General features: G+C 69.5%; 23 protein-coding genes. 7 read left to right on the top strand and 16 right to left on the bottom strand.

What is annotated here, in order from left to right:
• Positions 1-14: 14 nt before the first annotated feature.
• A complete protein-coding gene (gene glpK, locus JF781_RS07165; protein ID WP_225326129.1) occupies positions 15-1,541 on the bottom strand; it encodes a glycerol kinase GlpK in 1,527 nt (508 codons plus the stop codon).
• Between the two features lie 135 nt (positions 1,542-1,676).
• On the opposite strand from glpK, the gene JF781_RS07160 reads away from it, so the two are divergent.
• Both JF781_RS07160 and JF781_RS07155 read left to right on the top strand, forming a co-directional pair.
• A complete protein-coding gene (locus tag JF781_RS07160) occupies positions 1,677-3,149 on the top strand; it encodes a glutamate--cysteine ligase (protein WP_225326128.1) in 1,473 nt (490 codons plus the stop codon).
• A 9-nt stretch (positions 3,150-3,158) separates the two neighbouring features.
• The gene (locus JF781_RS07155; RefSeq protein WP_225326127.1) at positions 3,159-3,839 is read left to right on the top strand and encodes a class I SAM-dependent methyltransferase; all 681 of its coding nucleotides are present in this window, start codon (positions 3,159-3,161) and stop codon (positions 3,837-3,839) included.
• On the opposite strand, the gene egtE is transcribed toward JF781_RS07155, so the two are convergent.
• From egtE to JF781_RS07100, 11 genes are all read right to left on the bottom strand, one after another.
• Positions 3,836-5,050 (bottom strand): ergothioneine biosynthesis PLP-dependent enzyme EgtE, encoded by a 1,215-nt coding sequence (gene egtE, locus JF781_RS07150; RefSeq protein WP_225326126.1) that lies wholly within the window; start codon positions 5,048-5,050, stop codon positions 3,836-3,838. The two genes, JF781_RS07155 and egtE, sit on opposite strands and share 4 nt — an antisense overlap.
• The gene (gene egtD / locus JF781_RS07145; protein ID WP_225326125.1) at positions 4,999-5,964 is read right to left on the bottom strand and encodes an L-histidine N(alpha)-methyltransferase; all 966 of its coding nucleotides are present in this window, start codon (positions 5,962-5,964) and stop codon (positions 4,999-5,001) included. The genes egtE and egtD overlap by 52 nt, the downstream gene beginning before the upstream one ends.
• Entirely contained in the window at positions 5,964-6,686 is a 723-nt protein-coding gene (egtC, locus tag JF781_RS07140; protein ID WP_225326124.1) for an ergothioneine biosynthesis protein EgtC, read from the bottom strand. Before egtC ends, egtD begins: the two co-directional genes overlap by 1 nt.
• Positions 6,686-7,996 (bottom strand): ergothioneine biosynthesis protein EgtB, encoded by a 1,311-nt coding sequence (egtB, locus tag JF781_RS07135; protein WP_225326123.1) that lies wholly within the window; start codon positions 7,994-7,996, stop codon positions 6,686-6,688. The genes egtC and egtB overlap by 1 nt, the downstream gene beginning before the upstream one ends.
• Before the next feature lie 2 nt (positions 7,997-7,998).
• Complete coding sequence (gene egtA / locus JF781_RS07130; protein ID WP_225326122.1) at positions 7,999-9,300, bottom strand: ergothioneine biosynthesis glutamate--cysteine ligase EgtA; 1,302 nt, start codon at positions 9,298-9,300, stop codon at positions 7,999-8,001.
• A 179-nt stretch (positions 9,301-9,479) separates the two neighbouring features.
• On the bottom strand, positions 9,480-10,127 hold the full coding sequence (locus JF781_RS07125; RefSeq protein WP_225326314.1) for a sensor domain-containing protein: 648 nt from the start codon (positions 10,125-10,127) through the stop codon (positions 9,480-9,482).
• An 86-nt stretch (positions 10,128-10,213) separates the two neighbouring features.
• Positions 10,214-10,723 (bottom strand): hypothetical protein, encoded by a 510-nt coding sequence (locus tag JF781_RS07120; RefSeq protein ID WP_225326121.1) that lies wholly within the window; start codon positions 10,721-10,723, stop codon positions 10,214-10,216.
• 141 nt (positions 10,724-10,864) lie between these two features.
• Positions 10,865-11,263: a hypothetical protein gene (locus JF781_RS07115; protein ID WP_308011526.1), complete on the bottom strand. Its 399-nt coding sequence runs from the start codon at positions 11,261-11,263 to the stop codon at positions 10,865-10,867.
• A gap of 121 nt (positions 11,264-11,384) precedes the next feature.
• Positions 11,385-12,527, bottom strand: a complete 1,143-nt coding sequence (locus JF781_RS07110) for a DUF4185 domain-containing protein (RefSeq protein WP_225326313.1) — start codon at positions 12,525-12,527, stop codon at positions 11,385-11,387.
• A gap of 16 nt (positions 12,528-12,543) precedes the next feature.
• Complete coding sequence (locus JF781_RS07105; RefSeq protein ID WP_225326119.1) at positions 12,544-13,578, bottom strand: aspartate-semialdehyde dehydrogenase; 1,035 nt, start codon at positions 13,576-13,578, stop codon at positions 12,544-12,546.
• Between the two features lie 2 nt (positions 13,579-13,580).
• Positions 13,581-14,846 carry an aspartate kinase gene (locus JF781_RS07100; RefSeq protein WP_225326118.1) on the bottom strand — a complete coding sequence of 422 codons (1,266 nt, stop codon included), beginning with the start codon at positions 14,844-14,846 and terminating at the stop codon, positions 13,581-13,583.
• A gap of 269 nt (positions 14,847-15,115) precedes the next feature.
• Between JF781_RS07100 and leuA the strand changes: the two genes are divergently transcribed.
• Positions 15,116-16,972 carry a 2-isopropylmalate synthase gene (gene leuA / locus JF781_RS07095; protein WP_374109676.1) on the top strand — a complete coding sequence of 619 codons (1,857 nt, stop codon included), beginning with the start codon at positions 15,116-15,118 and terminating at the stop codon, positions 16,970-16,972.
• A 16-nt stretch (positions 16,973-16,988) separates the two neighbouring features.
• Here the strand turns inward: leuA and JF781_RS07090 are convergent, their stop codons facing one another.
• The gene (locus tag JF781_RS07090) at positions 16,989-17,981 is read right to left on the bottom strand and encodes a DEDDh family exonuclease (protein WP_225326117.1); all 993 of its coding nucleotides are present in this window, start codon (positions 17,979-17,981) and stop codon (positions 16,989-16,991) included.
• A gap of 132 nt (positions 17,982-18,113) precedes the next feature.
• Between JF781_RS07090 and JF781_RS07085 the strand changes: the two genes are divergently transcribed.
• The 3 genes from JF781_RS07085 to JF781_RS07075 are packed head-to-tail and all read left to right on the top strand — an operon-like array spanning position 18,114 to position 20,486.
• Entirely contained in the window at positions 18,114-19,352 is a 1,239-nt protein-coding gene (locus JF781_RS07085) for a Mur ligase family protein (RefSeq protein WP_225326116.1), read from the top strand.
• Positions 19,345-20,052 (top strand): type 1 glutamine amidotransferase, encoded by a 708-nt coding sequence (locus JF781_RS07080; protein ID WP_225326115.1) that lies wholly within the window; start codon positions 19,345-19,347, stop codon positions 20,050-20,052. The genes JF781_RS07085 and JF781_RS07080 overlap by 8 nt, the downstream gene beginning before the upstream one ends.
• A gap of 11 nt (positions 20,053-20,063) precedes the next feature.
• Positions 20,064-20,486: a hypothetical protein gene (locus JF781_RS07075; RefSeq protein ID WP_225326114.1), complete on the top strand. Its 423-nt coding sequence runs from the start codon at positions 20,064-20,066 to the stop codon at positions 20,484-20,486.
• Positions 20,487-20,492: 6 nt separating this feature from the next.
• On the opposite strand, the gene recR is transcribed toward JF781_RS07075, so the two are convergent.
• Both recR and JF781_RS07065 read right to left on the bottom strand, forming a co-directional pair.
• On the bottom strand, positions 20,493-21,104 hold the full coding sequence (recR, locus tag JF781_RS07070) for a recombination mediator RecR (RefSeq protein ID WP_067173162.1): 612 nt from the start codon (positions 21,102-21,104) through the stop codon (positions 20,493-20,495).
• Positions 21,105-21,117: 13 nt separating this feature from the next.
• The gene (locus JF781_RS07065) at positions 21,118-21,462 is read right to left on the bottom strand and encodes a YbaB/EbfC family nucleoid-associated protein (RefSeq protein ID WP_225326113.1); all 345 of its coding nucleotides are present in this window, start codon (positions 21,460-21,462) and stop codon (positions 21,118-21,120) included.
• Between the two features lie 98 nt (positions 21,463-21,560).
• On the opposite strand from JF781_RS07065, the gene JF781_RS07060 reads away from it, so the two are divergent.
• Positions 21,561-22,322, top strand: a complete 762-nt coding sequence (locus tag JF781_RS07060) for an Rv3717 family N-acetylmuramoyl-L-alanine amidase (protein WP_225326112.1) — start codon at positions 21,561-21,563, stop codon at positions 22,320-22,322.
• On the opposite strand, the gene JF781_RS07055 is transcribed toward JF781_RS07060, so the two are convergent.
• Positions 22,319-22,756 carry an SRPBCC family protein gene (locus tag JF781_RS07055; protein ID WP_225326111.1) on the bottom strand — a complete coding sequence of 146 codons (438 nt, stop codon included), beginning with the start codon at positions 22,754-22,756 and terminating at the stop codon, positions 22,319-22,321. The genes JF781_RS07060 and JF781_RS07055 overlap by 4 nt on opposite strands.
• Positions 22,757-22,766 lie beyond the last annotated feature (10 nt).

Raw genomic sequence — 22,766 nt, 5'->3', positions numbered from 1 at the left:
TGGATCAGGTCACCTCAGGTGAGGGAGACCCAATCCAGGGTCCGCTGCACGGCCTTGCGCCAGCCCGCATACCCCTCGGCGCGCTGCTCGTCGTTCCAGGCCGGTGACCAACGCCGGCCCTCCTGCCAGTTGGCGCGCAGGTCCGCCGGGTCTGCCCAGAACCCCACGGCCAGCCCGGCCGCGTACGCGGCGCCCAGCGCGGTGGTCTCGGCGACCACCGGACGCACCACGTCCACGCCCAGCACGTCAGCCTGTATCTGCATGCACAGGTCGTTGCCGGTGATACCGCCGTCGACCTTCAAAACCTCAAGGCGCACACCGGAATCCGCGGCCATCGCGTCCACCACGTCGCGGCTCTGGTAGCAGATCGCCTCCAGGGTGGCCCGCGCCAGATGCGCGTTGGTGTTGAACCGCGACAGCCCCACGATCGCGCCCCGGGCGTCGGACCGCCAGTAGGGCGCGAACAGCCCGGAAAACGCCGGGACGAAATAGACCCCGCCGTTGTCGTCGACCTGCCGCGCCAGCGCCTCGCTTTGCGCGGCCCCGCTGATGATGCCCAGCTGATCGCGCAGCCACTGCACGGCCGCTCCCGTCACCGCGATCGAACCCTCAAGCGCGTAAACGGGTTTGGCGTCCCCGAACTGGTAGCAGACGGTGGTGAGCAACCCGTTGTCGGACCGCACGATCGTCTCACCGGTGTTGAGCAGCAGGAAATTGCCGGTGCCATAGGTGTTTTTCGCTTCCCCCTCGGCCAGACACACCTGCCCCACCATCGCCGCGTGCTGGTCACCGAGCATCCCGGTGATCGCAATCTCGCCCCCGGCCGGACCGGTTTCCGTCGTCACCCCGTAGGGCTGCCGTGACGACGACGGCCCGATGCGCGGCAGCATCGCCCGGGGGATGGCGAAGAACGACAGCAGCTCGTCGTCCCAGTCCAGCGTCTCCAGGTTCATCAGCATGGTGCGGCTGGCGTTGGTCACGTCGGTGACGTGCACGCCGCCCCGCGGACCCCCGGTCAGATTCCACAACACCCAGGTGTCGGGGGTGCCGAACAATGCGTCGCCGCGCTCGGCCGCATCGCGCACCCCGTCGACGTTCTCCAAGATCCATTGCAGCTTCGCGCCGGAGAAGTACGTCGCCGGGGGAAGTCCCGCCTTGCGGCGGATCACCTCGCCCCGGCCGTCGTGTTCGGCGGCCGACGCGATCCGGTCGGTACGGGTGTCCTGCCACACGATCGCGTTGTAATAGGGGCGTCCGGTCTTGCGGTTCCAGACCAGCGTCGTCTCGCGCTGGTTCGTGATACCCAGCGCGGCAATGTTTTTCGGAGCCAGGTCGGCGCGGTTGAGCACCGAGGTCAGCACCGAGGAGGTGCGTTCCCAGATCTCGACCGGGTCGTGCTCGACCCAGCCCGCTCGGGGCAGGATCTGTTCGTGCTCGAGCTGGTGGCGGGCCACCTCGGCGCCCTCGTGATCGAAGATCATGCAGCGAGTGCTGGTCGTCCCCTGGTCGATGGCGGCCACGAATTCGGCGAACTCGGCCAACTGCTCTCCTCCACCCGTGAGCTCTGACACTTTTGCGGCAAAAGTCCATCATGGACTACCCGCCCGGCGCGCGAGGCCGCAACCGCGACGCGGGAGAGCTTGCGTTACGGGCGGTAACCCTGTTGCATCTGCGGTGTGGGCGAAGAGGTCAAGCGCACCACGTACGACAGCGCACACCGCCGCGAATACCGGCGCAAGGTTCAGCTGTGTCTGAACGTGTTCGAGACGATGCTCGCCCAGTCATGCTTCGATTCCGACCAGCCGCTCACCGGCATGGAGATCGAGTGCAACCTGGTCGACGCGGACTACCAGCCGGCCATGTCCAATCGCCACGTACTGGACGCCATCGGCGATCCCGCGTACCAGACCGAATTGGGCGCCTACAACATCGAATTCAACGTCCCGCCGCACGCGCTGCCCGGGCACACCGGGCTGGATCTCGAGGCCGAGGTGCGGGCCAGCCTGAACGAGGCCGAGATCAAGGCCGGCGCCGCCGACGGTGCGCACATCGTCATGATCGGCATCCTGCCCACCCTGATGCCCGAACACCTCGATCACGACTGGATGAGCGAGTCGACGCGGTATGCCGCCCTCAACGACTCGATCTTCACCGCCCGCGGCGAAGACCTCCCCATCGACATCGACGGCCCCGAACCGTTGAACTGGCACACCGCGACGATAGCGCCCGAATCCGCTTGCACCAGCATGCAATTGCACCTGCAATTGGCCCCGGAGATGTTCGCCGCCAACTGGAACGCCGCGCAGGTCGTGGCCGGCCCGCAGCTGGCACTGGGCGCCAACTCGCCGTACTTCTTCTCCCACCGGTTGTGGGCGGAGACCCGCATCGAGCTGTTCACCCAATCCACCGACACCAGACCGGAGGAGCTGAAAACCCAAGGCGTGCGCCCGCGAGTGTGGTTCGGCGAACGGTGGATCACCTCGGTCGTCGACCTGTATCGCGAGAACATCCGCTACTTTCCGTCCCTGTTGCCCGAGGTGTCCGAGGAGGATCCGGTCGCCGAGCTGGCCGCCGGACGCATCCCACACCTGTCCGAACTGCGTCTGCACAACGGCACCGTCTACCGCTGGAACCGTCCGGTGTACGACGTGGTCGACGGGCGCCCACATCTGCGACTGGAGAACCGGGTGTTGCCGGCCGGGCCGACAGTCGTTGACATGCTGGCGAATTCGTCCTTCTTCTACGGCATGCTGCGCAGCTTGTCCGAAGCGGACAGGCCGTTGTGGGCCGACATGGATTTCGCCGTGGCGGAGGCCAATTTCTTGGCGGCGGCGCGCGATGGCATCAACGCCCGGCTGCGCTGGCCCGGGGCTGGGGAGGTGACCGCACGCGACCTGGTGCTCGACACACTGCTGCCGATGGCCGACGAGGGGTTGCGGCGCTGGGGCGTCGACGCCGAGGTGCGCGACCGATTTCTGGGGGTCATCGAGGGCCGTGCCCGCGCGGGCCGCAACGGCGCCACCTGGCAGGTTTCCACCGTGCGGGCCCTGCAGGAAGGCGGCATGACCAGGCCCGCGGCCCTGGCCGAGATGCTGCGCCGCTACTGCGAGTACATGCACGCCAACGAGCCGGTGCACACCTGGGAGTAGGTTGACAACATGTCGTCTGATCAAGTGATGGACTGGGACAGTGCCTACCGCGAGCAGGCCCACTTCGAGGGTCCGCCGCCGTGGAATATCGGTGAGCCACAACCCGAATTGGCGGCGCTGGCCGCGGCCGGCAAATTCCGCAGTGAGGTGCTGGACGCCGGCTGCGGAGTCGCCGAACTGTCGCTGAGCCTGGCCGCGCAGGGTTACACCGTCGTCGGCGTCGACCTCACCCCGACCGCCGTCGCCGCGGCCACCAAGTCCGCCCAAGAGCGCGGATTGATCACGGCCAGCTTCGTGCAGGCCGACATCACGTCGCTGAGCGGCTATGACGGACGGTTCGCCACCGTGGTCGACAGCACGCTGTTTCACTCGCTGCCCGTGGAGGCCCGCGACGGCTACTTGCGCGCGGTCCACCGCGCCGCGGCCCCGGGCGCCAACTATTTCGTGCTGGTGTTCGCCAAGGGCGCGTTCCCCGCCGAGATGGAACCCAAGCCCAACGAGGTCGACGAAGACGAACTGCGCGCCGCGGTGAGCAAGTACTGGGAGGTCGACGAGATTCGCCCCTCCTTCATCCTGTCGAACGCCGTCGACATCCCCGACGCGCCTTTCGAATTCCCGCCGCACGACCGCGACGAGCAGGGCCGCATCAAGATGCCGGCCTACTTGCTGACGGCGCACAAAGCCGGCTAGCCGGTCGCGGTCGCCGCCGTCGCGGCGATCAGCGCCTCGGCGAAGGTCTCCAGGTCCTCGGCCGTGGTATCCACGTGCGGCGAGATCCGCAGCAGCGGCCCCGGCAGCTCCATCGGCGCCCGCTGCACGCCGACGAAGGTGGTCAGGATCCGTCGTTCGGCGAGCAGCCAGTCCCGCACCGCCTCCGGGTCGGCGCCGTCGGTCGGCGCCAAAGTGGTGATGGCGCTGGGTTCTTCGACCTCCTCGACGACCGTCCACCCGGACACATCGGCCAGCACCGTGCGGCTCAGGCCGCCCAGTTCGGCCAGGCGTGCACAGACCGTCGCCGGCCCGTACGCCAGGTGCTGCCCCAGCGCCAGCGAAAACCCCACCCGCGCGGCGACATTGGCTTCGCCGAACTCCAGCTGCTCGGCGACCGTCGGCGGACCCGACGCGGGCGCCCACTGCGGCGCCGCCAGCCTCGGGCGCAGGCTTTCCATCAGCTCCGGGCGCACCGCGAGAATCCCCACGCCTCGCGGCCCGGCGATCCACTTGCGCGACGAGGAATACGTCGCATCCGCGCCGGCCGCGCAGTCCACCTGCCCCAGCGCCTGAGCCGCGTCGACCACCAGTGGCAGCCCGACCTCGCGGCAGAGCTGCGCGACCATCGAAACCGGTTGCACCACACCGCTATGGCTGGCGACCGCGGTCAGGTGCACCAGGTCCGGCGGGTCGGCGTCGAGGGCCAGCGCCGCGTCGTCGAGCGCGACGCGGCCGTCGTCCAGGGTCGGCAGCAGCCGGCGCTCGAATCCGTGGGCGGCCATCACGGCCAGGTTGGGACCGTATTCGCCGGGCAGGCACGCTAGCCTTTTTCGGTCCCCCCCTCCTGCCGGCCAGGCGCCCAACAGCAGATCCAAAGCGTTGAGCGAGCCGGTGGTGAACACCACCTCGGCGTCGGTCATCCCGGTCAGCGCGGCGAACGCGACACGTCCGGCGTCGAGCACCGGCGCGGCCGCCTCGGCCGCGACGTACCCGCCGACTTCGGACTCGTTGCGGGCGTGCTGCGCCGCGGCCTCGATCACCGCAAGGCTCTGCCGTGAACACGCGGCGTTGTCCAGGTGCAGGCCGGCGAAGCGGGGGCGCGCCGCCCGCCATTGGTCGGCCAGCGTTTCGCCGACCGTCACTTCACGGCCAACGACAACCCGAAGTCGCCCGCGCCATCGGTCCACCATCGCGTGCGGCGCAATCCCACGGCGGCCAATTCGGCACTCACCTTTTCCGGGCGGAACTTGCACGACACCTCGGTGAGCATCTCCTCGCCGGCCTCGAAATCCACGATCAGCTCGAGCGCGCCGACACGCACCCGCTGGCGGCGGTCGGCCCGCAACCACATCTCGATGCGTTCCTCGGACGGGTTCCACCGGGCCACGTGCCGGAAGGCGTCGACGTCGAAATCCGCGTCCAGTTCCCGGTTTACCACCGCAAGCACGTTGCGGTTGAACAGCGCCGTCACCCCGGCGGCATCGTCGTAGGCGCGCACCAGGCGCTCGGTGTCCTTGACCAGGTCGGTGCCCAGCAGCAGGCTGTCGCCGGGCCGCATTTGGGCGGACAGCGCGGTGAGGAAGTCCGCGCGCGGCCCGGGCGTGAGGTTACCGATCGTCGACCCCAGGAATACGAACAGCCGTCGCCCGCCCACCGGGATCTCGGTCAGGTGTTCTTCGAAATCACCGCAGACGGCCTTGATTTCGACCCCTTCGTATTCCCGCTGAATGGCCGCGGCGGCCGTCGACAGGATGCTGGCGTCGACGTCGAACGGGACGAACCGGCGCAGCGAACCGCGTGCGCGCAGGGCGTCGAGCAGCACCCGCGTCTTCTCCGAGGTCCCGCTGCCCAATTCCACCAGGGTGTCGGCCTCGCTGGCCGAGGCGATTTCGGCCGCCCGCGCGCGCAGGATCTCGGCCTCGGCGCGGGTCGGGTAGTACTCGGGCAACCGGGTGATCTGGTCGAACAGGTCGCTGCCCACGGCATCGTAGAACCACTTGGGCGGCAACGACTTCGGCGTCTGCTGCAGGCCGTCGAACACGTCCCGGCGCAACGCATGGTAGGCCGAGTCGGCGGCGAGGTGGTTCGACAGCGACAGCGTCATCAAGACCCTTTCGGATGATCCAGCGGCGTCAGCGTGACGCCGCCGGCGGTGACTTCGACGAGGTGGCGGTCCGGCACGTCCTCCCAGTCGGAGTCGTTGTCATAGGGTTCGCTGGCCAGGACCACACCGTCCGGGCGGCGCAGGATGGACAGCGTGTCCCCCCAGGCCGTCGCCAGCATGCGAGAGCCGTTGGCGGCCAACACGTTCAGCCGGGCGCTGGGATCGGCGGCCGCTATCTCGGCGATGGTCTCGCCCAGCGCGTCGAGGCCCCGCTCGAAGATGACGGCCGCCAGTATCGCGCTGTCGCAGACCGATTCGGCCCGCGACGTCGCCGGCAACACGGCCCGGTCGACAATTCCGTTGTGCGACAACAACCACTGCCCGTCGGTGAACGGTGCCGTCGCACTGACTTCGATGGGCATGCCGACGGTCGCCGAGCGCACCGCGGCCACCACGCAGTGGCTGCGCAGCGCCGGCGCGACGGACTCGAACGACACGTCGCCCCACAGCGGCAGCGGGCTACGCCAGCGCCGTGGCGCGGCGCCATTCGAGGGGCCGTCCGAAGGGACATCGAAAAACCCGACGCCCCAACCGTCGGCGTTCAGCAGGCAATGCTTTTGGCGGCGCGGCGCGTAGGCCTGCACCCGCAGCCCGAACGGCGGGTCGAGCACAAGCGAGGAGACCGTGACGTCGGCCCCGAGCCACCCGAGATGCCGGCACATCAGGCGATGTCCCCGTTGTCGGAAACGTCCCAGGCCAACCGGACGCCGGAGAAGATCTGGCGGCGGTACGGGTGGTCCCAATTGCGGAAACTCGGCCGCAGGATGCCGGGCTCCACGGCCCACGACCCGCCGCGCAGCACCCGGTAATCGCCGTCGAAGAACGGCTGTGAATAGCGCTCGTAGAGCATCGGGACGAACCCGGGCCAGGGCCGCAGGGGGCTGCTCGTCCACTCCCACACGTCGCCGAGCATCTGCTCGGCCCCGTACGCCGAGGCGCCGGCGGGGTAGGCCCCGACGGGTGCGGGCCGCAACGCGGCGCCGCCGAGGTTGGCCAGCGCCTCGCCCGGCTCCTGGGCGCCCCACGGGTAGCGGCGCCGCGCGCCGGCGGACGGGTCCCACGCGCAGGCCTTCTCCCATTCCATCTCGGTGGGCAGCCGCGCCCCGGCCCAGGCCGCGTACGCCTCGGCCTCGAAATAGCTGACGTGCTGGACGGGTTCGTCGGCGGGGATGTCTTCGACGCGGCCGAACCGGGTGCGGGTGGCGGCGTCGGGATTCCAGAACTGCGGCGCGGTCAGGCCGGCGGCCTGGCGATGCCGCCAGCCACGCTCCGACCACCACCGCGGCTGGTCGTAGCCGCCGTCGTCGACGAAGTGCCGCCATTCGCCGTTGGTGACCGGAACCCGGCCGATCCGGAACGCGGGCAGGTCGACGACGTGGCCGGGGCGCTCGTTGTCCAGCGCGAAGGGCTCGGTGGCCGGGTCCACACCGAGCACGAACTCGCCGCCGGGCACCAGCACCGAGGTGCCGGCCAGGCCCGGACGGGCGGGCGGCAGCAGCGGCGTCTCGCGCAGCAGCGGGGCGCCGCGGCGCAAATTCAATGCCTGCAGCATGGTTTCGTCGTGCTGGTTTTCGTGGCTGACCACCATCGCGTACGCGAAGGCCGCCTCGTCGCCCGCGGGGTCGTCGGGCAGCGCGTCCAGGGCGTCGAGCACGGCGGACCGCACCGTCCGGCAGTACGCGCGCGCCTGGTCCGGTGGCAGCAGCGGAAGGTCGACCCGGCTGGCGCGGGAGTGCACGAAAGCGTCGTAGAGTCCCTCGACGGCCGGCGGCAGCATCGACGGCCGGGCCGGATCACCGCCCCGCAACAGCCACAGCTCTTCTTGCTGCCCGATGTGCGCCAGATCCCACACCAGCGGGCTCATCAGCGGGTCGTACTGACGGCACACCTCGGCGTCGTCGAAGTCGACCAGCCGCAAGGTCCGGGTCCGGGTTCGCGCCAACTGGTCGGCAAGCGCCTGGCGTGACGTCACCGTCACCGTCCCCCTCGCGCCGCCCGCGACACCTCGGCGGCGACGCCATGTTTGATCACCCGGTCGGCGAAGTCGTCGCCGGGACACCGGCCCTGTTCGACGAGGCTCACCAGCCGCTGCATCGCGTCGCCGAGTTCGGCCGGTGCCCTTTCGGCGGCGATGGTCACGCACGCGTTCGCGGCCGCGAAGAGCCGCCGGTCGCGCAGCCCGAGCCGCGCCGCGACGTCCCAGGCGGTGGCCACCGGTTCGACGGCCTCGGCCGCGGCGTCGGCGGCGGCCGGGTCGTCGAGCAGCGCCGCCAGGGTGAACGCCACCGCGGGCCACAACGCGTCCGGGACGCTGTCCAGGTAGCGGATCTCCAGCCACCGGCGGGGGCGGACCGGCGGGAACAAGGTCGTCAGGTGGTACTCCAGGTCGGCGACGCTGGGGCGGCGATCACCGAGCAACACCCGGCCGTCGACCCAGTCGGCGAAGGGCACCCAATGCGTGACCGCCTCAGCGTCCGGCGTGTGCACCAGCATCACGGGAGCCTTGAGCGCGTAGCGCCCCCAGTCGGTGCCCGGGTCGTCGCCGCTGGCCCCCAGGATGGGGCCGCAGCGCGCCGAATCCATCTGTCCCCACACCCGCTGCCGGCTGGAGACCCAGCCGGTGAAGTCGCCGCCCAGCATCGGTGAGTTGGCCGTGATCGCAATCATGGTGGGCCCCAAGGCGTGCGCCAGCCGAACCCGCGCCGCCCAGCCCTCGCGCGGCCCGGCGTCCACGTTGACCTGAATCGACGCGGTGGACGTCATCATCGCCGCGCCCGCTTCACCGGAGCGGCTGGTGGCGAAGAACCGTTCCATGGCGCGGTACCGGGCGCCGGGGTTGATGCGCCGGGGCGGTCGCAGCGGGTCGGCGCCGAGGAAGACCAGGCCCAGGCCGGCCTCGGCGAACGCCGGCTGCAGCACGGCCTGGTCGCGTTGCATCGCATCGATCGCGGGGAGGACGCCGTCGGCCGGCGGGCCGGAAAGTTCGACCGCGCCACCGGGCTCCACGGTGACCCTGCTGCCGCCCGGGAGCGCGGGGAGCCCGTCGAGCACCGCGGCGATTTCGTCCCAGCCGGGCCTGCGGTGCGGGGCGGCCGGGTCGTGGCAATGGGCCTCGAGCTCCAGACCCACCCGTCCCAGCGGGGCGTCCACCAGGCAGCCGTCGGCGATGTACTGCGCGACGGCCGTGGCGTCGGTGAGTTCGGCGATTTTCAGCTCCGCGGCAGGGTCGGCGCCGGTCAACCGCGGAGCCGCCGCAGTGATCGGGGCGAACGTCATATCACGATCCCTTCGGGCCCGACCAAGGCTGAACACGCACCTGCGGACCGCTTCCCTGCGCAGCTAATCGAACGATATCCGGCACTACTTCGTCTAGTGCTTCATCTATCAGACGCCCCCGACATATTCCCTTCCCGCGCCAATGGCCGGACGGCAGGGACGGATACCCAATCGCTCGACTACTGACCCAGCGCGTTCTGCATCGCCCCAGCTAGCACGTTCACGGCGGGCCCGGCGTTGCCCGACTGACACACTTTCGCCTGCAGCAACACGTTTTCGCGCAGCCTGGTTTGATCGAAGCAACGCCGATCGGTGCCCGCCTCCTGCTTGGTCCAGTTCTCGTCGGCGGGCCCGGCCGGCCCCCCGTCGAAGGACCACACCTGCGTGCTGCCGTTGTCCAGGTGTATCGCGGTCGTCTGACCCGAACAGCCGACCGTTCGATCCACCACCCGATGGAATGCCCGGGCCGCGGCGTCGGGGGTGGCGAACACCCCGACCGCCTGCTTGACCAGATGCGTTTGGTCGCTCGCCGACGTCTGCGTGACGGCTCCGTTGAAGGACGCCAGGTCGGGGTCGTCGTACACCTCGGACAGCCCGATGTCCGCCCAGTTGTTGCACTCCGGCAGGTCCACCCAGGTGCCCTGTCCCGGCTGGGTGAACACCGACTCCCAGCCCATGGGTCCGCCGACGATGTTGCCGACCGACCCCTTGCCGAGGACGGCGTAATTCACCACGCCCGGCTCCGACGGATGCGCCGCCGCGATCGGAGGCCCGACCGTACCCGCCAACGCGAAGCCGACGGCGAGTACGGCCCAGTACACCCGCATGGTCATGCAGCGATCATGCCAGGCGTCCGGACGTTCGGTCAGCCCCCGTCAGCACCGGCCTTGTGCGCCAAGCGTTCCCGGCCGCGTCAGGGGCGCGGCGCGGGCGTGCCGGGAGCCGGGCTGACAGCCGTCGGCTGACCGGGGCCGCTGATCCCGGGGCCGGAGACCGGACCGCCGGGCCCGCCCGGACCGCCGGGGGGCATCGGCACGATCAAACCGGGTCCGCCGGGGTTGGGTCCCCATGGCCCATTGTCGGGTCCGGGACCACCGGGGCCGCCGTACCACGCGCCGGGACCGCCGGGGTTGGGTCCCCACGGCCCGTTGCCCGGCCCGGGCCCCCACGGCCCGTTGCCCGGTCCGGGGCCGCCCGGGTGGAACATGCCGTGGTGATGGTGGCAGTGGTAGTTGTGCTTCCAGATGAAGGCGCCGACGAAGAACACCGACGAGATGATGAACACGATGCCCGCGACGATCACCACCCAGGCCGCCGCCGTGTAGAGCCGCGGCGGCTTCACCCGCTGCGGGGGTGGCGGCGGAGGCGGAGTGGTCGCGGCGGCGGGCGTCGGCTCGGCTTGGGGTTCGGGTGTCTCGCTCATGCCATGCCATATTGCCCCGCCCGCGATGTCCGTAACAGGCCCCGGCGGCAAATTGCCGTGAATCGAGACGCGGCGGTTACCGCGCATGACAGGTGGCCCGACGCTCGAGGAGAGCGCCGGGCCACTCGCGGGTTGGGGGTTCTAGTTGGTCAGGACGATGACGCTCGGGACCTCGTGCGAGGCCGCCGAGTGGAATACCGACGCCGGGAGCTGTCCCGGGGCCATGCCACTGGGCCGCACGGACGACGGGGCCGCCGGCGTCGTGGTAGCGCCCGGCCCGTTCGGGCCGCCCGGGGCGACGCCACCGGGTCCACCGGGGCCACCGGGGCCGCGGTGATGCAGCATCGCGTGGTGGTGGTGCTTGTGGTGGTGGCCGTGATGGCCGCCGCGGTGGCCGAGGATGAAGCCGGTGAAGAAGATGACCGCGACGATGAACACGATCCCGGCGACGATGGCGACCCACGCGGCGAGTTGGAAGACGCGCGGGGCCCGGTAGGCCGCGGCAGCTGCGGCCGGTGCAGTGGCGGTGGAGGTCCGCACAGTGGGGGTTTCAGATGTTTCACTCATGAGACAAATGATGAAGCCGTTAACAGTAGTGGCGGCTATGCGCTACTTATGTAGCAGCTGTGAACTAAAACCGCCGCTCAGCGCCCGAAAGCAGCTACTCGGGCTTGAACGGATTGACCGCGAACTGGATGACCCGGTACGGCGCGGCGACCCGCGCGCGAGTGTCCCACTGGCTCACGAAGATTCGCAGCTCGTCGAGCGTCGAGCCGGGCGAGATGTAGCCGCCATACGGCTGCGCGAGCCGGTTGTCGTAGGGCGGCGGGAGGCTTTCCGCGGGTTCCGGCCACTCGTCGTGCTGCACCACGGTGGTGACCGGCGCGTCGCCCAGTGCCGTCGGGTGGTCGGCCACCCGGACCTCCATGTTGCCCGTGACGGCATTGAAGTAGGACAACACGGCCTTGCCGTCGATCTGCCGGATGCACATCTCGCCCACCGCATCCGGCCACAGCGGTGTCGGCGGCTTGCCCCAGCCCCCTTGCGGGCCGGCCGCCCAGCCCTGCCACCGGGACCGGTCGGTGAACGTTTGCGGTGTGGCGCGATACAGGACCACCGGGTCCCGACGCGTGAAGCTGTCGGCCACGATGTACACCCACCCGGTGGGCGAATCCGGGGTCGGGATCGGGTCGTAATAACCGCTGATCTGCGTCTGCGAGCCGCCCTGATACGAGGCGGGCCGCTTGGAACCCGGGATCGTCTGCCATCCCGCGCGCGCCGGTTCGGCGGTCACCAGCCGGGAGCTCTGCGGCTCCAGGTTCTTCGTCGTCGTCACCATCACGTAGTTGCGCCGGTTGATCTGCACCACTCCGGCGGGCAGTTGCGAGGCGTCCGGCGGGGTGGGGTCGGCCAGCAGCGGGTGGGCGATCCCGGTGACGCCGGTGTAGCGCACCCCGCCCGGGTCGTCGACCGACGCGGTGTCGACGTGCAGCGCGACGGGCGCGTACCAGCCGCCGAACCCGACGCCCTGGCCGGCGAAGCTGTCGCCGCACACCTGCAGCAGCTCGGTGGGAAATTCTACGAACTCACACAGGTCGGTCGCGCCGATGCCGTAATCCCCCGTGGGAGTGCCGGTTCCGGCGGTCGGGCCGATCCGCAACACCTCACCGGGCGCCAGCGGCTGCAGGATCGGCTCGGGGGCGGGGGCCGGCGGATCGGCATGAGCGTCCCAAAACCATTGCGGCGCAAATAAAGTCAGTGCAAGCGAGCACCGCACGACCAGGCGAGTGTGGGCTGAGCTCAACAAGCTCACCCGCTGATCACAGCTGGGCGGCCAGCAGCTCGGCGATCTGGATGGTGTTCAGCGCCGCCCCCTTGCGCAGGTTGTCTCCCGAGACGAACAGGGCCAGGCCGCGGCCGTCGGGCACCCCCGGGTCCTGGCGGATCCGGCCGACCAGGGATTCGTCGACACCGGCGGCCGCCAACGGGGTCGGCACGTCGACCACCTTGACGCCGGGCGCCCCGTCGAGCAGCTCGCGGGCGCGCTGCGGCGACAGCGGCCGCGCGAACTCGGCGTTGATCGACAGCGAGTGCCCGGTGAACACCGGCACCCGCACGCAGGTGCCGCTGACCGCCAGGTCGGGGATGCCGAGGATCTTGCGGCTCTCGTGGCGCAGCTTCTGGTCCTCGTCGGTCTCGCCGGAGCCGTCGTCAACCAGCGATCCGGCCAGCGGCACCACGTTGAAGGCGATGGGTGCCACGTAGGTCTTGGGCGCCGGGAACTGCACCGCGCTGCCGTCGTGCACCAGCTGTTCGGCGCCGTCGACGACCGCGCGCGCCTGTGTGGACAGCTCCTCCACCCCGGCGATCCCGCTGCCGGATACCGCCTGATAGCTCGACACCACCAGGCGTTGCAGACCGGCCTCCTCGTGCAGCACCTTGAGCACCGGCATCGCGGCCATGGTGGTGCAGTTCGGGTTGGCGATGATGCCCTTGGGGCGCCGGTGCGCGTCCCGCTCGAAGTTCACCTCGGAGACCACGAGCGGCACGTCCGGGTCCTTGCGCCAGGCCGACGAGTTGTCGATCACCGTCACCCCGGCCGCGGCGAACCGCGGTGCCTGCACCAGTGACATCGTCTTACCGGCGGAGAACAGCGCGATGTCCAGGCCGCTCGGGTCCGCGGTCGCGGCGTCCTCGACCTCGATCTCCTGGCCGCGGAATTCCAGCTTGCGGCCCTGCGAGCGCGCCGAAGCGAAGAACCGCACCGACGTCGCCGGGAAGTCCCGCTCGTCGAGCAACCTGCGCATCACCTGGCCGACCTGGCCGGTGGCGCCAACCACGCCAATGGCAACCATTTCTATCTACCCGTCCCCGCATACACCGTCGCCGACTCCTCGCCGCCGAGCCCGAACGCCTCGTGCAACGCCACGACGGCCTTGTCCAGTTCCGTGTCGCGGCACAGCACCGAGATCCGGATCTCGGAGGTGGAGATCAGCTCGATGTTGACGCCCACCTCGGCCAGGGACTCACAGAAGGTGGCGGTGACCCCGGGGTGGCTGCGCATGCCCGCCCCGATCAGCGACACCTTGCCGATGTGGTCGTCGTAGAGCAGTTGGCTGAACCCGATCTCGTCCTTGAGCGCGTCGAGCTTGGCCACCGCGGTGGGCCCGCTGTCACGGGAGCAGGTGAAGGTGATGTCGGTCTTGCCGTCCTCGATCTTGGAGACGTTCTGCAACACCATGTCGATGTTGACGTCGGCGTCGGCGAGCGCCCGGAAGACGCGGGCGGCGTATCCGGGGATGTCGGGAATGCCGACAACGGTCACCTTGGCCTCGCTGCGGTCGTGCGCGACTCCGGTCAGGATGGGGTCTTCCATGGCTATGTCCTTGATCGATCCGACGACGACGGTGCCTGGGTTTTCCGAATACGAGGATCGGACATGCACCGGAATGTTGTAGCGGCGCGCGTATTCCACGCAGCGCAGCATCAAAACCTTGGCGCCGCAAGCCGCCATCTCGAGCATCTCTTCGAAGGTGACCGTGTCCAGCTTGCGGGCGTTGTGCACGATCCTCGGGTCGGCGCTGAAGATGCCGTCGACGTCGGTGTAGATCTCGCAGACGTCGGCGCGCAGCGCCGCGGCCAGGGCCACCGCGGTGGTGTCCGAGCCGCCGCGGCCCAGCGTGGTGACGTCCCGGGTGTCCTGGCTGACGCCCTGGAACCCGGCCACCAGCACGATGCGCCCCTCGTCGAGCGCGGCCTGCAACCGTCCGGGAGTGACCTCGATGATCTTGGCGTTGCCGTGCGTGCCGGTGGTGATCACGCCGGCCTGCGAACCGGTGAACGAGCGGGCCTGCGCACCCAGCGATTCGATGGCCATCGCGACCAGGGCGTTGGAGATGCGTTCACCGGCGGTCAGCAGCATGTCGAGTTCGCGCGGCGGCGGGGCCGGACACACCTGCTGGGCCAGATCCATCAGGTCGTCGGTGGTGTCGCCCATGGCGGAGACAACGACGACGACATCGTTGCCCTGCTTCTTGGTAGCGACGATGCGCTCGGCCACGCGCCGGATCCGATCGGCGTTGGCCACCGAGGATCCGCCGTACTTCTGCACGACGAGCGCCACTGCTTCCCCTTCTGCTACGACTGATGCGTCGCGCAACAGAATACTTGCAGCGCCGCTGCGACTTTTCCCGCAGCGCTGCGCGCGGAACCACAGCGGCCCGGATCTGACGCAGATTTTCACCACGGCGCCAAGCGCGGTAAAGTTGCCGACGTGCAGCGGGTGCTCCTCCTCGGACGCCGCGACGGGGTCTGATCCAGACCGGCTTCCCGTCGCGGGTGTTCGCGATGCGCCGGTCTGAGGTTCCTTCTGACATCCCCGGAGCAATTACCGTGACTTCCAATTCCGACGCATTCAGCTCGACACGCAGCATCGTCAAACCGGCGGGCCTGCCACGACCCGGGCAGCCCGCGTGGAACCCCCAGCGGGGTTCGTCGATGCCGGTCAACCGGTACCGGCCCTTTGCCGACGAGGTCGAGCCGATCCGGCTGGCCGATCGCAGTTGGCCCGATCGGGTCATCTCCAGCGCGCCGCTGTGGTGTGCGGTGGATCTGCGCGACGGCAACCAGGCGCTGATCGACCCGATGAGCCCCACCCGCAAGCGCCGCATGTTCGATCTGCTGGTCCGCATGGGCTACAAGGAGATCGAGGTCGGGTTCCCGTCGGCCAGCCAAACCGATTACGACTTCGTCCGCGAGATCATCACCGACGGCGCCATCCCCGACGACGTCACCATCCAGGTGCTGACCCAGTGCCGGCCCGAACTGATCGAGCGCACCTTCGAGGCGTGCCAGGGCGCGCCGCAGGCCATCGTGCACTTCTACAACTCGACGTCAATCCTGCAGCGCCGCGTCGTATTTCGCGCCGACCGGGCCGCGGTGCAGGACATCGCGACCGAAGGCGCCCGCAAGTGCGTCGAACAGGCCGCCAAGTACCCGGACACGCGGTGGCGGTTCGAGTATTCGCCGGAGTCCTACACCGGAACCGAGCTGGAGTACGCCAAGCAGGTGTGCGACGCCGTCGGCGAAATCATCGGGCCCACACCGGAAAACCCGATCATCTTCAACCTGCCCGCCACCGTGGAGATGGCCACCCCGAACGTCTACGCCGATTCGATCGAGTGGATGAGCCGCAACCTGGCCAACCGGGAATCGGTCATCCTGAGCCTGCATCCGCACAACGACCGCGGAACCGCCGTTGCCGCAGCGGAATTGGGCTACCAGGCGGGCGCCGACCGCATCGAGGGCTGCCTGTTCGGCAACGGCGAACGCACCGGCAACGTCTGCCTGGTGACGCTGGGGCTGAACCTGTTCTCGCGCGGCGTGGACCCGCAGATCGACTTTTCCAACATCGACGAGATCCGCCGAACCGTGGAGTACTGCAACCAGCTGCCGGTCCACGAGCGTCACCCCTACGGCGGTGACCTGGTCTACACCGCGTTCTCCGGCAGCCACCAGGACGCCATCAACAAGGGCCTGGATCAGATGAAGGTCGACGCCGATGAGGCCGATACCGACGTCGAGGAGATGCTCTGGCAGGTGCCGTATCTGCCGATCGACCCCAAGGACGTCGGGCGCACGTACGAGGCCGTGATCCGGGTCAACTCGCAGTCCGGCAAGGGGGGGGTCGCCTACATCATGAAGGCCGATCACGGCCTGGCCCTGCCGCGACGGCTGCAGATCGAGTTCTCCCAGGTGGTGCAGAAGATCACCGACGGCGAGGGCGGCGAGGTCTCGCCGAAGGAGATGTGGGACGCGTTCTCCGAGGAGTATCTGGCCCCGGTGTGGCCGCTGGAGCGGGTGAAGCAGCGCGTCGACGCTTCGGAGGAAGACAGCGGCGTCACCAGCATCACCGCGACAGTCAAGATCAACGGGGTGGAGACCGAGATCAGTGGGACCGGCAACGGCCCGCTGGCCGCGTTCGTCCACGCGCTGGGCGATGTCGGCTTCGACGTGGCCGTGCTGGATTACTCCGAGCACGCGATGAGTTCCGGTGACGACGCGCAGGCGGCGGCCTACGTCGAGGCTTCGGTGTCGATCGCGAGCGCGGCGGAGCCGGGCGAAGCGGGTCGGCACCCCTCGGGCCCGGTCGGTGGGCAGACGGTGTGGGGTGTCGGCATTGCGCCGTCCATCACCACGGCGTCGCTGCGTGCGGTCGTGTCGGCGGTCAACCGCGCCGCCCGCGCCTGATCAGACTCGCGCCTGATCAGAAGAGCGCGAGCTGCGGGTCCGCGTTGGTGGTGTCGGTGAATTCGTCCATGCTGGTGCCGCCGATGACGGCTCCGACGCAGTCCATGAACTTCGCGTCGGAGATCACCGGCACCCCCAATTTGTGGGCCAGATAGCCTTTGCCCTGCTCGGGCGCGGGATCGTTGCAGACCACCAGCGAGGTCTCCCGGTCGACGGTGTCGCTGTAGGCCAGCCCGGCGTGCAGGATCCGCTCGACGAGTTCCTCGTGGGTGCGGCCGACCTCGGCGGCCAGCGCCACCCGCATGCCCTGGACGAGGGGTCGGCCGCCCACGTAGGGGCCCGGGTTGAGATACGGGCAGGGCATCCGGGAGGCCAGCACCTTCAACGGCCTTAGCTCGTCGTGGGTGACCCGGCCGTTCGGCCAGCGCCGCCGGGTCACCGGATGCACCGGCAGCCAGATGTCGCCGTCGCGGGCAAGCTTGAGCGCCGAGGCCAGCACGCCGGTCAACACCATTGCGTCGTCGAAGGCGTCGTGGGGGCGCTCCTGGGTCACGCTCCAATGCGCCGCGAGTGTTTCCAGCCGCAGGTTGTCGAGGCCGAGGTCCAGCCGCCGGGCGAGTTCGACCGTGCACATCACCGAGTCGACGGGAAGTTCGATGTCGGCGAGTTCGGCCTCGGCGGCCAGGAAGGCGTAGTCGAACGCCACGTTGTGGGCTACCAGCGTGCGGCCGCGCAGCACGTCGATCACGTCCCCGGCGACGTCGGTGAACTGCGGCTGGTCTTCGAGCATCGCGGCGGTCAGGCCGTGCACGTGGGTGGGGCCCGGATCGACTCCGGGGTTGAGCAGGCTGACCACCGACTGCTCGACCTCGCCGTCCGCGTCCAGGCCGAGCACCGCGAGGCTGATGATCCGCGCCTGACCTGGCCGGAAACCCGAGGTTTCGACGTCGATCACGGCCCAGCCCGCGTCCGGCTCGCTGGCAGGCCGACCCCAGCACACCGCGCTCATGCACTGAGGATGGCACGGCCAACCGACATCGCCGGGTCGTTGCGCGCCGTGTCGGCGCTTGAATGATGGGGCGCCGCGCTTGCGATCGCCCGGACATCGATGCGGGAAACCGGCTCCCCTTAAACTTCCCGGGTGGTCACCACCCGCGCCCGTCTGGCCCTCGCCGCAGGAGCGAGCGCGCGCTGGGCATCGCGGGCGACCGGACGCGGGGCCGGGGCGATGATCGGCGGCCTGATCGCGATGACGCTGGACCGCTCGGTCCTCCGGCAGCTCGCCTCCGGACGCCGCACGGTCATCGTCACCGGCACCAACGGCAAATCGACCACCACCCGGATGACGGCGGCCGCGCTGGAAACGCTGGGCCCGGTCGCCACCAACGCCGAGGGCGCCAACATGGACGCCGGCCTGGTGGCCGCGCTGGCCGCCCAACGTCGAGCATCGCTGGCCGCGCTGGAAGTCGACGAAATGCACGTCCCCCACGTTTCCGACGCCGTCGACCCCAGCGTCGTCGTGCTGCTCAACCTCTCACGCGACCAGCTGGACCGGGTCGGCGAGATCAACGTCATCGAACGAACCCTGCGCGCGGGCCTGGCCCGGCACCCGGACGCGGTCGTGGTGGCGAACTGCGACGACGTGCTGATGACGTCGGCGGCCTACGACAGCCCCAACGTGGTGTGGGTGGCCGCCGGGGGTTCGTGGTCGAACGATTCGGTCAGCTGCCCGCGCAGCGGCGAGGTCATCGTCCGCGAGCACGGCCACTGGTACTCCACCGGCGCCGACTTCAAACGACCCAGCCCGCAGTGGTGGGTCGACCCGGAAGATGGGGGCGCGCTCCACGGCCCCGACGGCTTGTGCCTGCCGATGCGACTGACGCTGCCGGGCGCGGTGAATCGGGGCAATGCCGCTCAGGCCGTGGCCGCCGCGGTCGCGCTGGGCGCGGATCCGGCGGCGGCGGTCGCGGCCGTCTCGGCCGTCGACGAGGTCGCGGGGCGCTACCGGACCGTCCGGGTCGGCGAGCACGACGTGCGGATGCTGCTGGCCAAGAATCCGGCGGGCTGGCAGGAAGCGCTGTCGATGGTGGACAAGCACGCCGCCGGGGTGGTCATCTCCGTCAACGGCCAGGTGCCCGACGGGGAGGACCTGTCGTGGTTGTGGGACGTGCGTTTCGAGCATTTCGACGAGACGTCCGTGGTGGCCGCCGGCGAGCGCGGCACCGATCTCGCGGTGCGCCTCGGCTACGCGGGCGTCGAGCACACGCTAGTGCACGACACCGTCGCCGCGATCGCGTCGTGCCCGCCCGGGCGGGTGGAGGTCGTCGCCAACTACACCGCGTTTTTGCAGCTGCAACGAGCCTTGGCGCGCCATGGCTGACTCGGTAGTCCGGATCGGGCTCGTCCTGCCCGACGTGATGGGCACCTACGGCGACGGCGGCAACGCGTTGGTGTTGCGCCAGCGGCTGCTGCTGCGCGGCATCGCCGCCGAGATCGTCGAGATCACGCTGGCCGACCCGGTGCCCGAGTCGCTGGACCTCTACACGCTGGGCGGCGCCGAGGACTACGCGCAGCGGCTGGCCACCCGCCACCTGATCAAGCACCCGGGCCTGCAGCGCGCCGCGGAACGCGGCGCGCCCGTGCTGGCGATCTGCGCGGCCGTCCAGGTGCTGGGCCAGTGGTACGAAACGTCGGCCGGCGAACGCGTCGACGGTGTGGGCATGCTGGACGCGACGACGTCACCGCAGGAGGCGCGCACCATCGGCGAGCTGGCCACCAGGCCGCTGCTGGCGGGCCTGACCGAGTGCCTCACCGGCTTCGAAAACCACCGCGGCGGCACCGTGCTGGGCCCGTCGGCGTCGCCGCTGGGCGCGGTGGTCAAGGGCGCCGGCAACCGGTCTGGAGACGGATTCGACGGCGTGGTGCAGGGCAGCGTGATCGCGACCTACATGCACGGGCCGTGCCTGGCCCGCAATCCGGAGCTGGCCGACCTGCTGCTGAGCACGGTCGTCGGCGAGCTGCCCCCGCTGTCGATGCCGGAAGTGGACTTGTTGCGCCGCGAGCGGTTAGCGGCGCGCTAGGACGAAACGAGATGACGAAGATCAGCCCCAGACTTGCCGCCGGTGCCGCACTGGTCGCCGCGTTCATCGCGTCGTCGACGCCGTCGCACGCCAACCCGGAAGTGCTCAACGGCCGGTACAACGTGCTCTACGCGGACAACGACAAACCGACCGCCTGGCTTTTCGTCCCGTGCGGATCGGACTGCGTCCTGGCGACCTCCCAAGATGGCGGGACGTTCGTCATCAGCTGGGAATTCCACCTCGCCAACGGACGATGGACGCACAGCGGCACGGCCCCGGCGCCGTGCCCGAACGGCGCATCCGCTCCGGTGACCGTCAACTACAGCTTCGATGCCGTGTCGCTTGCCGGCGAAGGCCAGCAGACGACGACGGACGCGTGCGGCGGAGAGGCGGGCAGGACCTTTACCAGGTCGTTCCAATTGAGCAAGGCCTGACGAACGTCAGACCATGGCCCGGCGGCCGGCCAGCGCGCGGCCGAGCGTCAACTCGTCGGCGAACTCCAGGTCGCCACCCATCGGCAGCCCGGAGGCGATCCGCGTCACGGTCAGGCCAGGGATGTCGCGCAGCATCCGAACCAGGTAGGTGGCGGTCGCCTCGCCTTCGGTGTTCGGGTCGGTGGCGATGATCACCTCGGTGATGTCGACGTCGTCGACCCGCTCCCCGATCCGGCTCAGCAGCTCGCGGATCCGCAGTTGCTCGGGCCCCACCCCGGACAGCGGATCGAGCGCGCCGCCCAGCACGTGATAGCGGCCGCGGAATTCGCGGGTGCGCTCGACGGCCTGCACGTCCTTCGGCTCCTCGACGACGCATACCTGCGAGCCGTCCCGCCGGGGATCGGCGCAGATCCGGCACCGCTCGTTGTCGGAGACGTTGCCGCACACCGCACAGAACCGCACGCCATCGCGCACCTTCGCCAGCACCGCGGTCAGCCGGTCGATGTCCGGCGGCTCAACCGACAACAGGTGAAAGGCGATGCGCTGGGCGCTCTTGGGCCCGATGCCCGGCAGCTTGCCCAGCTCGTCGATCAAATCCTGGACGGGTCCTTCGAACATGTCGGGGCGGGATCTAAAGCCCCGGCGCCGGTGCGGGCGGCTGCCCCGGCGGCTGTCCGAACCCGCCGGCCAGCGACCCGAGCCGCTCCTGCGCCATCCGGGTGACCTGCTTGGACGCGTCGGCCATGGCGCCGACGATCAAGTCCTGCAGGGTCTCGACGTCCGAAGGGTCGACGACGGAGGGATTGATTTTCACGGCGACCACCTCGCCGCTGCCCTTGACGACGACCTCGACCAAACCCCCACCGGCTTGACCATGCACCTCAGCGTTCGCCAGGTGTTGCTGGGCTTCCATGAGCTTTTGCTGCATCTGCTGCGCCTGGGCCAGCAGCGCCGACATATCGCCTCCGGGTTGCATGACAGTCCCCTCGCATCTTGGTCTCGACTTGATTTCGCTCGTGAGTCTCCGGCGATTCGGAACACCCAGCGTAAACCGCGCGCCGTTACCTTTGCGCCGTGGACCTACGACTGAGCAGACGTGTCGGGATCAAACTGGCGGTTGGTGCGCTCGTTGCTGCGTCGACGGCGATCGCCCCGGCCGCGTGGGGGGTTCCCTCCAACATCGCCGGCATGGTGGTTTTCATCGATCCGGGCCACAACGGCTCCAACGATGCGTCCATCAACCGGCAGGTGCCCACCGGCCGCGGCGGCACCAAGGACTGCCAGGCCAGCGGGACGGCGACCAACGCCGGCTATCAGGAGCACACCTTCACCTGGGACACCGCGCTGCGGGTCCGCGCCGAATTGACCGCGCTGGGCGTCCGGACCGCCCTGGCCCGCGCCAACGACACCGGCCTGGGGCCTTGCGTCGACGAGCGCGCCAGCATGGCCAACGCGCTCCACCCCAACGCGATCCTGTCCATCCACGCCGACGGTGGCCCGCCGTCGGGGCGCGGGTTCCACGTCAACTATTCGGCGCCGCCGCTCAACCAGGCGCAGGCCGGGCCGTCGGTGCAGTACGCCCGCATCATGCGCGACCAGATGCAGGCCTCGGGGATCCCGCCGGCCAACTACATCGGGCAGAACGGCCTGTACGGGCGCTCGGACCTGGCCGGCCTGAACCTCGCGCAGTACCCGTCGGTTCTGGTCGAGTGCGGCAACATGAAGAATCCCGCGGACTCGGCGCTGATGCAGTCCGCGGAGGGCCGGCAGAAATACGCCGACGCCATGGTCCGCGGCGTCGCGGGCTTCCTGGCCTCGCAGGGCCAGGCGCGCTAACCTTCGAGTTCCTTTTTCAGGTTGGCCAGCACCTCGCCCTGAATCCTCTTCAGCCCCAAGGGCGCAAAGGTCTTTTCGAAGAAGCCCTTGACTCCGCCCGCGCCGGTCCACGTGGTCTTCACGGTGACGCTGGAGCCGGGCCCGGCGGGCGCCACCGTCCAGGTGATCACCATGGTCGAGTTCGCGTCCTTCTCGATGACGGTGTGCCCGGCCACGTCCACGTTGACCTGCACGTCGCGGACGCGTGATTTGGTGGCCTGCAGCCTCCACTTGGCGACGGTGCCCGCGCCCTGCCCGCCCTGCAGCACCTGGTAGTCGCTGTACTGCGGCGAGAGAATCTTCGGACGCACCGTCTGGTAATCCGCGACGGCGGCAAGGGTTGCCGCAGGCTCGGCGTTGATCAAGATGGTGCTGTCGGCGCTCACCTGTGCCAAGGCGACCCCT

Source organism: Mycobacterium sp. WUMAC-067, assembly GCF_020217485.1.
Classification (GTDB): Bacteria; Actinomycetota; Actinomycetes; order Mycobacteriales; family Mycobacteriaceae; genus Mycobacterium.
Note: the sequence above shows the minus strand (reverse complement) of the source record. Positions and strands in the feature narration are given on the sequence as shown.

Excerpts from the sequence above, each read along its gene's own strand:
- JF781_RS07155 (WP_225326127.1), top strand. The coding sequence starts at position 3,159 with ATGTCGTCTGATCAAGTGATGGACTGGGACAGTGCCTACCGCGAGCAG.
- egtE (WP_225326126.1), bottom strand. The coding sequence starts at position 5,050 with ATGGTGGACCGATGGCGCGGGCGACTTCGGGTTGTCGTTGGCCGTGAA.
- egtD (WP_225326125.1), bottom strand. The coding sequence starts at position 5,964 with ATGACGCTGTCGCTGTCGAACCACCTCGCCGCCGACTCGGCCTACCAT.
- egtC (WP_225326124.1), bottom strand. The coding sequence starts at position 6,686 with ATGTGCCGGCATCTCGGGTGGCTCGGGGCCGACGTCACGGTCTCCTCG.
- egtA (WP_225326122.1), bottom strand. The coding sequence starts at position 9,300 with ATGACGTTCGCCCCGATCACTGCGGCGGCTCCGCGGTTGACCGGCGCC.
- JF781_RS07125 (WP_225326314.1), bottom strand. The coding sequence starts at position 10,127 with ATGCGGGTGTACTGGGCCGTACTCGCCGTCGGCTTCGCGTTGGCGGGT.
- JF781_RS07120 (WP_225326121.1), bottom strand. The coding sequence starts at position 10,723 with ATGAGCGAGACACCCGAACCCCAAGCCGAGCCGACGCCCGCCGCCGCG.
- JF781_RS07105 (WP_225326119.1), bottom strand. The coding sequence starts at position 13,578 with ATGGTTGCCATTGGCGTGGTTGGCGCCACCGGCCAGGTCGGCCAGGTG.
- JF781_RS07090 (WP_225326117.1), bottom strand. The coding sequence starts at position 17,981 with ATGAGCGCGGTGTGCTGGGGTCGGCCTGCCAGCGAGCCGGACGCGGGC.
- JF781_RS07080 (WP_225326115.1), top strand. The coding sequence starts at position 19,345 with ATGGCTGACTCGGTAGTCCGGATCGGGCTCGTCCTGCCCGACGTGATG.
- JF781_RS07075 (WP_225326114.1), top strand. The coding sequence starts at position 20,064 with ATGACGAAGATCAGCCCCAGACTTGCCGCCGGTGCCGCACTGGTCGCC.
- recR (WP_067173162.1), bottom strand. The coding sequence starts at position 21,104 with ATGTTCGAAGGACCCGTCCAGGATTTGATCGACGAGCTGGGCAAGCTG.
- JF781_RS07065 (WP_225326113.1), bottom strand. The coding sequence starts at position 21,462 with ATGCAACCCGGAGGCGATATGTCGGCGCTGCTGGCCCAGGCGCAGCAG.